Raw genomic sequence first — 15623 nt, 5'->3', positions numbered from 1 at the left:
ATGAAATTTAAGTCAATGTTTACGCCAATTAAAATTGGTCCAATGACAGTTCCAAATCGTTTTGTAGTGCCACCAATGGGTAACAATTTTGCAAATACAGATGGAACATTAAGTGATAAATCTTTAGCTTATTACCGTGAACGTGCTGTTGGAGGATTTGGATTAATTACTTTTGAAGCTACGGTTGTAGATAAGAAAGCTAAGGGTGGACCACGTAAACCATGTTTATTTGAAGATAGGACTGTAGAAAGCTTTAAGAAGGTCATAGATGCTTGTCATGAGGCAGGTGCAAAAATATCTATCCAACTTCAACATGCTGGACCAGAAGGAAATGCAAAGGTTGCAGGACATCCGTTAAAAGCTGCTTCTGCAATACCATCATCTTTAGGAAGAAATACACCGATTGCTATTTCTAGAGAAGAAATATATGAACTTATAGAATTTTATGGGGATGCAGCAGTACGTGCTAAGGAAGCAGGGGCTGATGCAGTAGAAGTTCACTGTGCACATGGATATCTAGTTAATAGTTTTCTTTCACCAAGAACTAACAAGCGTGTAGATGAATTTGGTGGTTGCTTTGAAAATAGACTGCGTTTACCACGTTTAATAATTGAAAATATCCGTAAAAAAGTTGGAGAATCTATGGCAATTCTTTGTCGTATAAACAGTTCTGATGAAGTTGATGGTGGATTAGATGTTCATGATAGTGCGACAATTGCTGCTTATTTAGAAGAGTGTGGTGTTGACGGTCTCCATGTTTCACGTGCTGTACATATCCGTGATGAATATATGTGGGCACCTACAGTTTTACATGGAGGATTTAATGCGGAGCTGGTTACAGAAATTAAACGTGCAGTTAATATTCCAGTTATTATTGTTGGACGTTTTACTGAACCACATTATGCAGAATTATTAGTTCGTGAAGGACGAGCTGATTTAGTAGCATTTGGACGTCAAAGTTTAGCTGATCCTCACACACCTAATAAAGCTAAAGAAGGTAAATTAGATCAATTAAATCCTTGTATTGCTTGTCTACAGGGTTGCGTTTGCAATATGTATCAAGGAAATCCAGTTAAATGTCTTGTAAATCCATTCCTTGGTTATGAAGGTGAAATGAAGCCAGCTGAAACTAAAAAGAAAGTAATAGTTGTAGGTGGTGGAGTTGGAGGTATGCTTGCAGGATGGGCAGCAGCTGAAAGAGGTCATGATGTAACATTATTTGAGGCAACAGATACTCTTGGTGGACAAATGCGTTTAGCAGCTTATCCTCCAGGAAAAGGAGATCTTACAAATATGGTACGTAGTTATGTAGCTAAATGCGAACAATATGGAGTAAAAGTTCGTATGAATACAGAAGTAACTACTGAAATTTTAGAAGCAGAAAAACCTGATGCAGTAATTATTGCGACTGGTGCAAAGCCATTAGTACTTCCAATCCCAGGAATTAATGAATCAGGATTAATACATGCAGTAGATCTTCTTGATGGAAAACAATCTTGTGGTGAAAAGGTTCTTGTAGTAGGTGGAGGAATGGTTGGTTGTGAAACAGCTGATTTCTTAGGAGAACAAGGACATGATGTTACAGTTATTGAGCTTCGTGATAAAGTTGGAGCAGATGTGATTTCTGAACATCGCAAATTCTTAATGAAAGACTTCGAAGAATATAATATTAAAAGTGTAACTAATGCCAAAGTTGCAAAATTCTTTGAAGGTGGCGTTGCTTATACATTAGAAGATGGATCAGAACATACTCTTGAAGGCTTCGATTCAGTAGTACTTGCTATGGGAGCACGCAATTATGATCCATTAAGCGAAAAAGTTAAAGAAATTGTAAATGAAACTTATGTTATAGGTGATGCAGCAAGAGCTCGTAGAGCCTTAGATGCTACAGCAGAAGCAATGGAAATTGCTATGAAGTTATAAGAAAATATCTTACAATAAGATATTTAAATTGTGAGGGATATTTATGGAAAAGAGAATTTCAGGAACAACAGCTTTATATTGTTTAATTGGTACACCAATAGGTCATTCAGGATCTCCAGCTATGTATAATTATAGTTTTCAAAAGTTAGGAATAGATTCGGCGTATGTAGCTTTTGATATTTCAATAGAAAAAGTGAAGGATACTATTGCAGCTTTTAGAACATTAAATATAAAAGGCGCAAACGTAACAATGCCATGTAAAAATGAAGTTGCTAAATATATGGATGAATTATCTCCAGCAGCACGTCTAGTTGGAGCAGTTAATACTATCGTAAATGATGGAGGAAAATTAACTGGAAATATTACAGATGGTGTTGGATTCGTGCGTAACTTGAAAGAGCATGGAGTAGATATAAAGAATAAGAAAATTACTATTTTAGGTGCAGGTGGTGCTGCAACAGCAATTCAAGTTCAATGTGCTTTAGATGGAGCCAAGGAAATTAATACCTTCAATATAAAAGATGATTTTTATAAAAAAGCTGAGAAAACTATTGAAAATATTAGAAAAGAAGTTTCAGAATGTGTTTTAAATTTATATGATTTAGAAGATGTGAAAAAACTTAATGAGAAAATTGCAGATAGTGATATTCTTGTAAATGCTACACATGTAGGAATGCATCCTAACGAAAATGAATCTCCAATAAAAGATATAAGGGTTTTTAGAAGAGATTTAGTTGTATCGGATGTAATATATAACCCAAGAAAAACAAAGCTTTTAGAAGAAGCTGAAGCAGCTGGCTGCAAAATAGTGACAGGTATAGGAATGCTTTTATGGCAAGGTGTAGAAGCTTTTAAATTATATACTGGGCTTGAAATGCCAGCAAAAGAAGTTGATGAATTGTTTTTTAAATAATAACTGATAAAAAATGAGTATCCCTCATAATAGGTTATAAGATTATTAATGGGTTGGATTTTTGAATCCAGCCCAACTATTAAAAGAGGTATACAAGGATTTGTTTCACAAAAAAAAGTTAAAAAATTAACATAAACTACAAGTAATATTTAGGGTTTACATAAGGAACGGAATAATTTTAATTAGTTATATATTATAAATAAATAATAAAGGGGAAAAGAAAATGAATATGAAAAAATATTATCCAACGGCATTAGCTTTATACTTTACATATTTCGTACATGGTATTGGAGTTTCAATACTAGGACAATATAAACAAAATTTTGCAGGTGCATGGGGAGCAGATAAGTTATCAAATGGTACCTTTGATGTAAGTATGGTACTTGCAGTTATAGCTGCATTAGGACTTGGACGTTTAATCACACTTCCTTTTTCAGGACCTATTTCTGATAGATTTGGAAGAAAAGTTTCAGGATTAATTGGTGTAGTTTTATATGTAGCTTACTTTATTGGTATAGCAATCGCACCAAATATGTATGTTGCTTATGCTTTTGCTCTATTAGGTGGTGCTGCTAACTCATTCTTAGATACATGTGTTACTCCATCATGCTTAGAGATATTTGTAAATTCTGGTGATGTTGCTAATATGTTTACAAAGTTCTCAATATCAATAGGTCAATTTTTACTTCCTTTTGTAATTGGTTTTATTGCTGCAAGCAATATGTCGTATACAACAATTTTCTTTGTAACAGGTATAGCATTAGCTATAGACGGTATTTTAATTGCTATTGCACCATTTCCACCTAGAAATGGAAATGTAGATTCAAAGAAAGATACACCAGTAAAATCAGAAAAGATGAAATTTACAGCAACAAGTATAGCAGTAATTTGTATCGGATTTACATGTACATCTACTTTTCAACTATGGTTAAACTGTAATCAAGAATTAGGTAAGTTATATGGTCTAGCTAATCCAAGTCAAATTCAAACTTATTATGCATTAGGATCAATGGTTGCTGTATTAGTAACAGCAGTTCTTGTAAAGAAATTTATTAAACCAGTTAGAGTACTTGTTCTTTATCCAGCAATTTCTGCAATTATGTTAATGATTATATACTTTGTGCAAACACCTGGAATTTGTCTAATTGGTGGATTTGTAATTGGATATTCAGCAGCAGGTGGTGTACTTCAGTTAGCTGTATCGACAGCAAACTCTATGTTCCCTACAAACAAAGGAAAAATTACATCTATTGTTATGATTGCGTCTAGTGTAGCAAACTATGTTATCTTAAATGCTGCAAGTTACATTTCAAAATCAGGTGGTGTAGAAGGACCTAAATATGTACTTCTATTTAATGCAATAATTACAGTAGTTGGTATAGTACTTGCATTGTATGTAAATAGACAATATGCAAAAGAAGGAATAAATTAAATTATAAAAAAGTCTATAACTTGTTGAAACAATATATTTAATTAAATATACAAAACCATCATATTTATATAAGCTACTTAAATGTGGAGTAAATATGATGGTTATTATGTAATATTGAATGTTAAATTTTATACTATCTCTGCATAAAGGTTTAAAGTAAATCATTGTGATGTACCTAATGTGAAAATATGAGTATATATAAAATATTTGTGTAAAATTGCTGAATAATGTAATAAAATAAGTTATATAACAATGCTATAATATAATTAAAATTGGAGGGACAACGATGAGTCAAACAAATGTAAGTAGAGTAAAAGAAAAACCTACAAAAAGACGATGGTTTGTATTATTTTTGGTTTGTATAATAACTTTTATTAATTATCTAGATAGAGCTAATATTTCAGTAGCTGCTCCATTTATATCAAGCGATATGGGATTTGACGCTGCAAAAATGGGATTAATATTTTCTGCTATGAGTTGGTCATATACATGCATGCAAATTCCATGTGGTTGGTTTCTTGAACGGTTAGGACCAAGAGTAGTGTATGGGATTGCACTTTTTGGATGGTCTGCATTTACAGGAGCCATGTCTCTTACTTATAACTTTGCTAGTATGATTGCTTGCCGTCTTGGACTTGGAATATTTGAGGCGCCAGCTTTTCCAGCAAATAGCCGTATTGTTACTGCATGGTTTCCATCTAGGGAACGTGGTTTAGCAATTGGTGCTTACACAGGAGCTGAATATGTAGGACTCGCATTATGTACTCCTATTTTAACATGGCTTTTAGTAACATTCGGATGGAAATCTATATTTGTAGCTACTGGTTTAATTGGAATTATATTCACATTTTTCTGGTTGATTTGCTACAATGATCCAGGTAAATCAAAAGGTGTTAATCAAGCAGAGATTGACCTTATTAAAGAAGGCGGTGGTCTTTCAGATACTATTGCAGAAAAAAATAAAGTTAATTGGAAACAGGTAAAGTATCTTTTTACAAGCCGTCAGTTATGGGGAATGTATATAGGTGGATTTTGTAATACTGCTATATTATTCTTTTTCATGACATGGTTTCCATCTTATCTTGTTGCTGAAAAACATATGACTATGTTAAAGATGGGGATTTATGGAGCTTTACCATATATGGCAGCAATTGCTGGAGTTTTGTTTGCTGGAAGATGGTCAGATTGGATGATTTCTAAAGAATATGGAATAGGAATATCACGTAAACTTCCAGTTATTATCGGTTTGCTATTATCTGCTGTTATTATGGCTGCTAATTATACTAATGATATTACAATTGTTATCATATTTATGTGCATAGCTTTCTTTGGTCAAGGTATGGCATCAACTATTTCTTGGGCCTTATTATCTGAGATAATGCCTAAGCAATTAGTAGGATTATGTGGTTCAGTTTTTAATTTTGTATCTAATATGGGAGGGGCTTTATCTCCTGCTATAGTTGGTTATCTAATTGCTGCAACAGGATCGTATGCATCTGCATTGGTTTTTGTTTCTGCAATGGGTGGATTAGGTGCTTTTTCATACATATTTATTATCGGAAAACCTAAACGTATTGTGATTCCAGATTAATTAAGGTTATGTTTAGCAATCTAGATTTTTAGTAATTTATCTATAGAACATTTCTATTGATAATAAGAGAAGAATTAATTGGAATATTATTAGAAATAGACATATCATATAATTGTAGGAAAATTAACAAATAAAAATTTTAATAAATATATATTATTTAAATATTAAGGAGAGATGATAAATGGAAAGACGTATTACAGGATATACTACATTAATAGGGTTAATTGCAACGCCAATAAAGCATACTAAATCACCAACAATGCACAATGAGGCTTTTTCATATTTAGGACTAGATTATGCATACCTTGCTTTTGAAGTTGGAAACGATGAACTAGAAGATGCAGTAAAAGGATTAAAGGCATTAAAAGCTCGTGGATCTAATGTATCAATGCCTAATAAGACTGTTATTCACAAATATTTAGATAAGATTTCTCCAGCAGCAGAGCTTGCAGGTGCAGTTAACACTGTTGTAAATGATGATGGTGTTTTAACTGGACATATAACAGATGGAGTTGGATTTATGACTTCATTAAAAGATAGTGGTATTGATGTGATTGGTAAAAAAATGACTATAGCAGGAGCTGGTGGTGCTGCAACAGCAATTCAAGTTCAAGCTGCTTTAGATGGTGTAGCTGAAATATCTATCTTTAATATTAAAGATAAATTCTGGGCAAGAGCAGAAGAAACAGTTAAAAAGTTAACTGAAAAAACAAACTGTAAAGTTAAATTATTTGACTTAGCTGATACTGATGCTTTAAGAAGTGAAATTGAATCAAGTTATCTTTTTGTAAATGCTACAGGTGTTGGTATGAAGCCATTAGAAGGTCAAATGGTAATTCCAGATGAAACATACTTACGTCCTGATTTATTCGTAGCAGATACAGTTTATATGCCACACGTAACTAAATTATTAGAAACAGCTGATAAAGTAGGTTGTAAATGGATTAATGGTGATGGTATGATGTTATATCAAGGAGCAGAAGCATTTAAACTTTTCACAGGAAAAGAAATGCCTATTGAACATATGAAAGAATTCTTAAATATCAAATAATATTGAAAGTATGTTAAAAAAATAATGCAGCTTCTAGTATGACAATTTTAAAGTTTGTTGTATTAGAAGCTATTTCTGAGATTAATAATTATTATAATATTGTACATAATTTAAAAATAAAGCAATAATATTCATAATATATTTTTTTAAAACAGTAGGGGGATAGCTATGAAAAAAACAGTAAAAGTTAGAAATGTTGTACTTGGTGAAGGAACTCCTAAAATTTGCGTTCCAATCGTTGGAAGGACAAAGGAAGAACTTATTGAAGAAGTTGAAGCTTTAAAGGATATCAGTTTAGATGTTGTTGAATGGCGTGTTGATTATTATGAAAATGTAGAAGACATAGAAAGAGTTAAAGAATTACTTGTTAGTTTAAGAAAGCTACTTTCAAATACACCAATATTATTCACATTCCGTAGCAAAAAGGAAGGTGGAGAAAAAGAAGTATCTACAAATTATTATGCAAAATTGAACAAAGAAATTGCAGCTACTAGATTAGTTGACTTAATCGATGTAGAACTTTTTACAGGAGATGAAATTGTTAAAGATATAGTTGCTTATGCACATGATTCTGAAGTTAAAGTTGTAATGTCAAATCATGATTTCTTTAAGACTCCAGTTCAAGAAGAAATTGTATTACGTTTGAGAAAAATGCAAGAATTAGGAGCTGATTTACCTAAAATTGCAGTAATGCCTCAAAATAAAAACGACGTGTTAGTTTTACTTTCAGCTACAAATGAAATGGTTGAAAATTATGCTGAGGGGCCAATTATTACAATGTCTATGGCAGGTACTGGGGTTATAAGCCGTTTAGCAGGCGAAGTATTTGGTTCAGCATTAACTTTTGGAGCTGCCAAAAAAGCTTCAGCACCTGGTCAAATAGGAGTTGCTGATTTACGTACAGTTCTTAATATTTTACATAATAGTATAAAATAATAAAAATATAATGTTAATAGCACACTTACTGAAAGGTAGGGCCGCAAAGCTATGAGTCTAAGGAAAATTTAATTTTCTATGATTGTCAGGTTGCCAAAATGTATTTATACAAATTTTAAGCTTTATTTTGGTGCCTATAATTATATGGGCACTTTTTTATTCTTTAGGAAATTATATTATTGGAGAATCTGCGGATAACTTTTGAAACAGACTAATCAACTAGGTTTAATATTTTAAAAGAATAAAAAAATAAATCATATTCGCCTGCATAAAATGTTCTCGTATGCAGCATAGCTGCTTTTTCTAAGGTGCAGATTTTTCTCACATGCGTTCGAAAAGGCAGATGCGCACCTATAAAAAGAGTGCGAAGCACAATACGGAACTTAATATTAAAAATCTACGGCTCCACAGTCGCCTGCGATTTTTTTATTTTATATAGAAACATATATGATACATATAAATTTTTAAGAATATAAAACGAAAATTAAGTAAAGAGAATGACTATAAGAACTACTTTATACTTAAATAGTGATAGGGGGAAATTTATGAAAAGTATTAAAACAAAATTAATAGTATTTTTGGGATTAATGTTAGCAATTATATGCATAGGATTAGGTATAATTTCATTTATCAATTCATCGAATGCATTAAAATCGAATTTAGGGAAGACATTGCCTAAAATTGCAGAACAAACTGCAAGTAATGTTTCTGGAAGACTTGAAGGGCAGTTAAAAACATTGGAGGCTATTGCAGCTAAACCAGAAATAAGTGATCCTAATATAGCAACAGAAAGTAAGATGCCAATTCTTTCAAATGAAGGTAAAAGAATTGGAAGTATTAGATTAGAATTTGTAGAAGCAAATGGAGACATTAAAAAACCAGATGGAACAATTGTTAATGTTAAAGACAGAGTATACTTAAAAAATGCATTAGCAGGTAAGGATAATGTATCAGATCCGATAGTAAGTAAAGATGCTAATAAACAAGTTGTAGTTGTGTATGCAGTTCCTGTTAAATATAATGATAAAATTGTAGGTGTTTTAATAGAAACAAGAGATGGAAATTATTTAAGTGAATTAACCAATCAACTTAAAATTGGACAAACTGGCTATGCATTTATGATTAGAAAAGATGGAGTAAATATTGCAAGTACTGATAAAGATAAAGTTACCAATTTATATAATCCAATAGATGAAGCAAAAAAAGATCCGAAATTACAAGCAATAGCAGATATTGAAGTTAAAATGGGTGCAGGTGAGACAGGAATAGGTAAATATAGTTTTGGTGGAGTAGATAAATATGTAGGATATGCACCAGTTTCTGGAACTGAATGGTCTGTAGGTGTTATAGTAACAGAAACTGAAGTGTTATCAGAATTATCTGGTTTGAAGATTTCAGTTGCAATATCTTCAATAATATTTATATTAATTGGAGGTTGCATTATATACTTAATTTCAAATAATATATCTAAAGGTGTTAAATTAACTTCAAAGCATTTGAAGGTATTGTCAGAGGGAAACTTGATTGAGGAAGTTCCAATTAAATATTTGAATCAAAAAGATGAAATTGGAGAAATGACTGCTTCAATGAAAATGATGCAAGAATCGTTAGGGATAATGATAAAGCAAGTTAAGGATAATTCATCAAACATTAACTTACAGTCAGAAAATTTATCTTCTATCTCAGAAGAAATAGCAAATGTATCAGAAAATGTTACAGGAGCAATATCTGAAATTGCTACAGGTACGAGCAATCAATCAGAAGAATTAATATATATAACAGAAATTCTTAGTGAGTTTAGCAAGAAGTTGTCTGGAATGGTTAAAGAAATACAGATTGTAGATTCGAATTCTAGAGAGATAAGCGTGATGGCGGGGGATAGTAGTAATGAAATGAATGGATTAAATCAATCAGTAACAAATGTAAGTAATTCATTCAAAACATTTTATAGTAAGATTACTGAACTTGGTAGGAATGTAAATAAAATAAATGAAATCACTAATCTGATAAACGAAGTGGCTGATCAAACAAATTTATTAGCATTAAATGCAGCAATTGAGGCAGCGAGAGCAGGTGAATCTGGTAAGGGCTTTGCAGTAGTTGCAGATGAAATCAGACAACTTGCAGAACAATCAAAAGAGTCATCTGAAAGTATAAGTAAGTTAATAAGTGGAATATCTAAAGATACAGACGTTATTGTCCAAGATTCTGTTACTATGGATAATGAATTGATGAATCAAGTTGATGTTATAGAAAATTCAGTAATATCATTTAAAAAGATAATTGAAGCAGTAGATGAAGTAATTCCTAAAATTGATGTTGTTAAAAAATCAGCTGAAAATATAGAAAAAGATAAGAACACAATTTTAAATAAAATAGATGGTTTATCTTCAATTTCAGTTGAAGTTTCAGCATCTTCTCAAGAAATTTCAGCGTCTTCAGAAGAAATGAATGCTTCAACGGAAGAGGTTGCATCAGCAGCACAAATGCTTAATAGCATGACTAATGCAATGCTTGTGGAAGTAAATAAATTTAAAGTTTAAATTTGTTAATCAGCTAATGGTTGTGAAAAATTATAGATAGAATAAATTTATTTATATAAGAAGAGTTAAGAGGATTTAAAATTTCTCTTAGCTCTTTTTTATCTGCTTAACATGGATAAATTGGTAAACAAAATATTTGTTATTGTTATTTATAAAGGTATTTTAATGTGAAAACCAATGTAATTTAGTAATTTAAAAACAGAAAATGATTGAATGATTACATTATTATGGGTATAAATAAGTTATAATAATAATGAAATGTCATATTGAAGGTGGGATAAAATGGCAAGTGCAAATATAAAACTAATTTTAAACGAGGGTATAAAAACTGTATGGGAAGTAGTAACTTCTCTTGATAATTATTCATGGAGGAGTGATTTAAGTAAAATTGAGATTTTGGAAGCAGAAAAAAAATTTGTGGAGTATACAAAAGAAGGATATGCTACAACTTTTACAATAACTAAATTTGAACCTATGACGTGTTATGAGTTTGATATGGATAATAATAATATGCATGGCCATTGGGTAGGATTATTTTCAAAGATAGATGATAATAGGACAGAGATAAATTTTACAGAGAATGTGTTAACTAAAAAGTGGATTATGAAACCTTTTGTAGGAATATATTTGAAAAAACAACAAGCAGTTTATATTTCAGATTTAGAAAAAACGTTGAAGAAAAATAATTCTAATAAATAAAAGGAGCTAATGAAAATGGAGATAAGAATTGCAACCATAGAAGATATACAAGCAATCACTGCTGTTGAATCATTGTGTTTCCCAGTAGCAGAAGCAGCTTCAGAAAGTGATTTCAAGAATAGATTAACAATTTATCCTAACCATTTTTGGCTATTAGAGGATGATGGAAAGCTAGTTGGTTTTGTAAATGGAATGGTCACAGATAAGAGAAAATTATGTGATGAGATGTTTGAAAATGCTAATTTACATAATGAAAAGGGTGAATGGCAAATGATTTTTGGTGTAAATACTATACCAGAATATCGTAGGTTAGGTTGTGCAGAAAAAATAATAACTAGAGTTATTGCTGATGCCAAAACTCAAGGACGCACTGGATTGGTACTTACTTGTAAAGAAAAATTGATTCATTATTACGAAAAATTTGGTTTTGAAAATGAAGGAATTTCAGAATCAACACATGGAGGCGTCGTTTGGTATGACATGCGTTTGACATTTTAACAGGATATAATGCAATTAGTTAGAATATGTTAACAAAAAGATCATGTGAATTATTTTATAGTTAAGTATGAAAAGAGGCGCAAGTAATGAGAAAGAAGGTAGCTATAACTTCAGTAATAGTCTTTGGAGTAATCGCAGTAATATTTATAGGGTTAATTTTATCAAAAAACAACGGCGTAGCAGCAACTGATGTATTAGCACCGCAAGATTTATCTGTTCCAATTTTAGCTTATGATGATAATAGTATTACCTTGGCTTGGCACAAACCTGAAAATTATAACAATATAAAAAATTACAATATATATATGAATGGAAAACTTGTAGGTAACTCAAATGATAATAAAAATTCAAAAGCTAAACCCTTTATAGATAATTTCTATAAAGATTCAAGCAACAAATCAGCAGTAAACATAAGTATGCATAATTATGTAGTTTCTGGTCTTAATCCAAATACTTCATATACTTTTACAGTTAGGGCGGTTGATAAAAATGGCAAGGAATCACAAGATAGTAATCAAGTGATTCAAACTACAACAAAAACACCAGAGATATTTGATGTTACCAAATATGGAGCTGTTGGTGATGGAAAAACTTTAGATACAAATGCAATTCAAAAAGCTATAGATGCCTGTACTTCAGATGGTAAAGTTTTAATTCCAGCCGGAAAAGTATTTAAATCTGGAGCTATTTGGCTAAAAGGTGATATTATTTTTCAAGTTGATGGAAAGCTTTTAGGCTCTGAAAATCCAGAAGATTATATAAAAAGTGGAACAGGTAAAAGTAGTGCACTTATTAATGCTATAGGTAGTAATAGTTCCAATCTAAAAATTGTAGGTAGTGGAGTAATAGATGGGAATGGGTGGAAACAAGGTGAACCAGAAAAAACAACTAATTTTCCTAATTCACTAAAAAGTAGTATAAAAACTGTTGAAGAAAATGGTATCCTTGCAGCTAAGCAATATAAAGCAGCGAAAATTAAGGGGCTTTCAGACACAGAAGCTTACAGTAGAAGATCTAATTTAATATCAATAAGCAATATAAATAATGTTTATTATGGAGATGGACTTTCATTTGTTAATCCAAGTCAACATACAATTGGAAGTAATAGCTGTAGTAATGTAGTATTAAATGGTGCACTAATTAAAACTTTTGATTGCAATAATTCAGATGGAATAGATTTTGATTCCAAAGGATTAACAGTATTAAATTGTGTTTTTGATACAGGAGATGACTGTGTGAATTTTACAGCGGGAAAAGGTGCAGATGCAGAAAAAAATCGTAAGCCTGTAACTGATGTTTGGGTATTTGATAACTATTTTGGTCGTGGGCATGGTGCAATTGTGGCTGGTAGTAATACAGCAGCTTGGATAGAAAATATTTTGGCAGAAGATAATGTTATGAATGGTACAGGTTCTGGATTACGTTGTAAATCATCACCAGGAACAGGTGGAGGCGCAAAAGATATTATATTTAGAGACTCAGCATTAAAAAATATTACTGATGGAGAAGGAGAACCATTTATATTTACATCTAACTATAGTAATAGCACTGCAACAGGGGCTTTTAAGCCAGCTCAGGATTTGCCACAATTCAAAAATATTAATATTATTAATTGCAGTGTGGATGGAGCAAAAAGTAATGCAATATTTGTGTTGGGTTTAAAGGATATGTGTCATACTGATATTCATTTTGAAAATGTATCATTTAATAATACTAAGGAAGCAAAAATAGATTATTTAACCAATAGTTCATTTAAAAATGTTACCTTTGATAGTGAATTAAAAGACCCTTGGAATGTGACAAATTCAGATAAATTAAACTTTGAAAAATAGAAAGTTGGATTCAAATAAATAAGATTTAATTAAAAATTAATTAAATCTTATTTATTTTTTTATTCTTGTAAGAATTAAAAAAGAATGGTATATTTATATTATTAAGATTAACGTTAAACTAAAAAAGTTAACAATTAAGCGTTATTTTAGGAGGTTTTTTAATGGCTGATATTCTATTTAAAAATATAGTAAAAACTTATCCCGGCAATGTAACCGTTGTAAAGGATTTGAATTTAAAAATTGATGAAGGGGAATTTGTTGTTTTAGTTGGTCCATCAGGGTGTGGTAAATCAACAACGTTAAGAATGATTGCAGGATTGGAAGATATAAGTGGTGGAGAATTATATATTGGTGATAGATTAGTCAATGATGTTTCTCCGAAAGATAGAGATATTTCAATGGTTTTTCAAAATTATGCATTATATCCACATATGACTGTATACAAAAATATTGGATTTGGTATGAATTTAAGAAAAATGGATAAAAAATTAATAGATGAAAAAATTAGAAATGTAGCCAAAATTCTTGATATTGAATATTTATTGAATCGTAAGCCTAAGGAACTTTCTGGTGGTCAAAGGCAACGTGTAGCATTAGGAAGAGCTATGGTTCACGAACCAGCTGTTTTTCTTTTGGACGAACCACTTTCGAATTTAGATGCAAAACTTCGTGCTGAAATGAGAGGGGAAATAACTAAGCTACATAAAAAATTAGGAATTACGTTTGTATATGTTACTCATGATCAGGTAGAAGCAATGACAATGGGAGATAAAATTGTTGTTATGAAAGACGGATACATACAACAGGTTGATAAACCAATGACGCTATATAATTTACCAGCTAATCAATTTGTTGCTGGTTTTATTGGATCACCACAAATGAATTTTATAGATGGAGTTATTGAAAAAAAAGAAAAAGAATACTATGTTAAGTTTGATGAGTATAGTATTTTGATTCCTAAAAATAAAGGTGGAGAAGAAACATTTGAATCATATGTTGGGAAGGATGTTGTTCTTGGAATTAGGCCTGAACATATTGGCATAGAAAAAGAATTTTTGGAAAAGTATAAAGAGAATGTATTAGCTACGCAAATAGTTATTCAAGAATTAATGGGAGCTGAAGTGTATCTCCACGTTTATTGTAATGATAAAAAACTTACTATTCGTGCATCTGCAAGTACATTTATGCATCCAGGAGATGCAATTAAAGTTGCTATAGATGAAGAAAAAATACATTTATTTGATAAAGAAACAAGTAAAACTATTTGCAATTAATTAAAGTTAATATAAAATTAGCAACTATTAAGGTGATTTTGTGCTTAAAATCACCTTAATGATTAGCATTGTATTTAAAAAAATTAATATTCATTAGAATTATATATATATTTATATGTTGCAAAAAGAATTGTTAAAAAGTTATAGATTTGCAAAGAAAATCATCAGTCATTGATAATTTAATATTGAATGGGGATAATTGTAATAATATATATTAAGATAAGCAAAAAAACTATGGAGGTGTACTATGAGATTATTTTTCTTTGACTACAATAGAGAGGGACCAGGTGTTTCAAAAGATGCACCTCCAAAGGAAGGAATGGCTTTGTTTTGGAATATATTTTTACGTGAATTTACCTCGCTTTTTAAACTGAATTTACTATTTATTATAACTTGTATACCTATAGTTACAATTGGACCAGCTATTGGAGCAATGACTGCAGTTACTATCAAGATGGTGCAAGATAAACCTTCAGACTTATATTATGACTTTAAGGAAGCTATTAAGAAGAATTGGAAATCTTCTTTTGTTATTTTTATTTTTCAAATTATATTTGTTGTGATTTTGAGTAAATCATTAATATTTTGTGTTAGGTCAGAAGGTTTGATTTATAATATTATAATTTCGATTTTAGTTATAGCTGGAATATTATTCGGCATTTGGTCAATATATATTTATCCAATGAGTGTAAGTGTTAATTTAACCTTAAGAGAAATGTTTAAGAATTCATTTTTATTAAGCATTATATATGTTAAATATTCTATTATAACATTGATAATATGTATGGGATTACTCGAAGCAAGTGCTGTATTTTTACCATTTAATTTACTAGCAATTTTATTTTGTACATTTTCATTTGTTAGTTTTTTTTGCAGCTTTTGTGCATGGAGCGGAATAAAGAAATATATTATAAAAACAGAAAAGTAAAAT

At 30.8% G+C, this 15623-nt stretch carries 12 protein-coding genes and 1 riboswitch; all 12 genes read left to right on the top strand.

Annotated features, from left to right (window positions below; translation table 11 throughout):
- The 12 genes from CSPA_RS25745 (at position 1) to CSPA_RS25690 (ending at position 15620) form a co-directional block, all read left to right on the top strand.
- Complete coding sequence (locus tag CSPA_RS25745; RefSeq protein ID WP_015395345.1) at positions 1-1923, top strand: oxidoreductase; 1923 nt, start codon at positions 1-3, stop codon at positions 1921-1923.
- 43 nt (positions 1924-1966) lie between these two features.
- Positions 1967-2836: a shikimate dehydrogenase gene (aroE, locus tag CSPA_RS25740; RefSeq protein WP_015395344.1), complete on the top strand. Its 870-nt coding sequence runs from the start codon at positions 1967-1969 to the stop codon at positions 2834-2836.
- Positions 2837-3059: 223 nt separating this feature from the next.
- Positions 3060-4268, top strand: a complete 1209-nt coding sequence (locus tag CSPA_RS25735) for an MFS transporter (protein ID WP_015395343.1) — start codon at positions 3060-3062, stop codon at positions 4266-4268.
- 286 nt (positions 4269-4554) lie between these two features.
- A complete protein-coding gene (locus CSPA_RS25730) occupies positions 4555-5859 on the top strand; it encodes an MFS transporter (RefSeq protein ID WP_015395342.1) in 1305 nt (434 codons plus the stop codon).
- Positions 5860-6040: 181 nt separating this feature from the next.
- Entirely contained in the window at positions 6041-6910 is an 870-nt protein-coding gene (locus CSPA_RS25725) for a shikimate dehydrogenase (RefSeq protein ID WP_015395341.1), read from the top strand.
- A gap of 168 nt (positions 6911-7078) precedes the next feature.
- Positions 7079-7846 (top strand): type I 3-dehydroquinate dehydratase, encoded by a 768-nt coding sequence (gene aroD / locus CSPA_RS25720; RefSeq protein ID WP_015395340.1) that lies wholly within the window; start codon positions 7079-7081, stop codon positions 7844-7846.
- 8 nt (positions 7847-7854) lie between these two features.
- A riboswitch (cyclic di-GMP riboswitch) is annotated at positions 7855-7944 on the top strand.
- Positions 7945-8391: 447 nt separating this feature from the next.
- Positions 8392-10389, top strand: a complete 1998-nt coding sequence (locus CSPA_RS25715) for a methyl-accepting chemotaxis protein (RefSeq protein WP_015395339.1) — start codon at positions 8392-8394, stop codon at positions 10387-10389.
- Between the two features lie 282 nt (positions 10390-10671).
- Entirely contained in the window at positions 10672-11088 is a 417-nt protein-coding gene (locus tag CSPA_RS25710; RefSeq protein ID WP_015395338.1) for a DUF3284 domain-containing protein, read from the top strand.
- A 15-nt stretch (positions 11089-11103) separates the two neighbouring features.
- Positions 11104-11586 carry a GNAT family N-acetyltransferase gene (locus CSPA_RS25705; protein WP_015395337.1) on the top strand — a complete coding sequence of 161 codons (483 nt, stop codon included), beginning with the start codon at positions 11104-11106 and terminating at the stop codon, positions 11584-11586.
- Positions 11587-11672: 86 nt separating this feature from the next.
- A complete protein-coding gene (locus CSPA_RS25700) occupies positions 11673-13418 on the top strand; it encodes a glycosyl hydrolase family 28 protein (RefSeq protein ID WP_015395336.1) in 1746 nt (581 codons plus the stop codon).
- 161 nt (positions 13419-13579) lie between these two features.
- Positions 13580-14692: an ABC transporter ATP-binding protein gene (locus CSPA_RS25695; protein ID WP_015395335.1), complete on the top strand. Its 1113-nt coding sequence runs from the start codon at positions 13580-13582 to the stop codon at positions 14690-14692.
- 247 nt (positions 14693-14939) lie between these two features.
- Complete coding sequence (locus CSPA_RS25690) at positions 14940-15620, top strand: DUF624 domain-containing protein (protein ID WP_015395334.1); 681 nt, start codon at positions 14940-14942, stop codon at positions 15618-15620.
- Positions 15621-15623 lie beyond the last annotated feature (3 nt).

The organism is Clostridium saccharoperbutylacetonicum N1-4(HMT) (genome assembly GCF_000340885.1).
Lineage (GTDB): Bacteria > Bacillota > Clostridia > Clostridiales > Clostridiaceae > Clostridium > Clostridium saccharoperbutylacetonicum.
This window is presented reverse-complemented; position numbering and strand designations above follow the sequence as displayed.

Excerpts from the sequence above, each read along its gene's own strand:
- CSPA_RS25745 (WP_015395345.1), top strand. The coding sequence starts at position 1 with ATGAAATTTAAGTCAATGTTTACGCCAATTAAAATTGGTCCAATGACA.
- aroE (WP_015395344.1), top strand. The coding sequence starts at position 1,967 with ATGGAAAAGAGAATTTCAGGAACAACAGCTTTATATTGTTTAATTGGT.
- CSPA_RS25735 (WP_015395343.1), top strand. The coding sequence starts at position 3,060 with ATGAATATGAAAAAATATTATCCAACGGCATTAGCTTTATACTTTACA.
- CSPA_RS25730 (WP_015395342.1), top strand. The coding sequence starts at position 4,555 with ATGAGTCAAACAAATGTAAGTAGAGTAAAAGAAAAACCTACAAAAAGA.
- CSPA_RS25725 (WP_015395341.1), top strand. The coding sequence starts at position 6,041 with ATGGAAAGACGTATTACAGGATATACTACATTAATAGGGTTAATTGCA.
- aroD (WP_015395340.1), top strand. The coding sequence starts at position 7,079 with ATGAAAAAAACAGTAAAAGTTAGAAATGTTGTACTTGGTGAAGGAACT.
- CSPA_RS25715 (WP_015395339.1), top strand. The coding sequence starts at position 8,392 with ATGAAAAGTATTAAAACAAAATTAATAGTATTTTTGGGATTAATGTTA.
- CSPA_RS25710 (WP_015395338.1), top strand. The coding sequence starts at position 10,672 with ATGGCAAGTGCAAATATAAAACTAATTTTAAACGAGGGTATAAAAACT.
- CSPA_RS25705 (WP_015395337.1), top strand. The coding sequence starts at position 11,104 with ATGGAGATAAGAATTGCAACCATAGAAGATATACAAGCAATCACTGCT.
- CSPA_RS25700 (WP_015395336.1), top strand. The coding sequence starts at position 11,673 with ATGAGAAAGAAGGTAGCTATAACTTCAGTAATAGTCTTTGGAGTAATC.
- CSPA_RS25695 (WP_015395335.1), top strand. The coding sequence starts at position 13,580 with ATGGCTGATATTCTATTTAAAAATATAGTAAAAACTTATCCCGGCAAT.
- CSPA_RS25690 (WP_015395334.1), top strand. The coding sequence starts at position 14,940 with ATGAGATTATTTTTCTTTGACTACAATAGAGAGGGACCAGGTGTTTCA.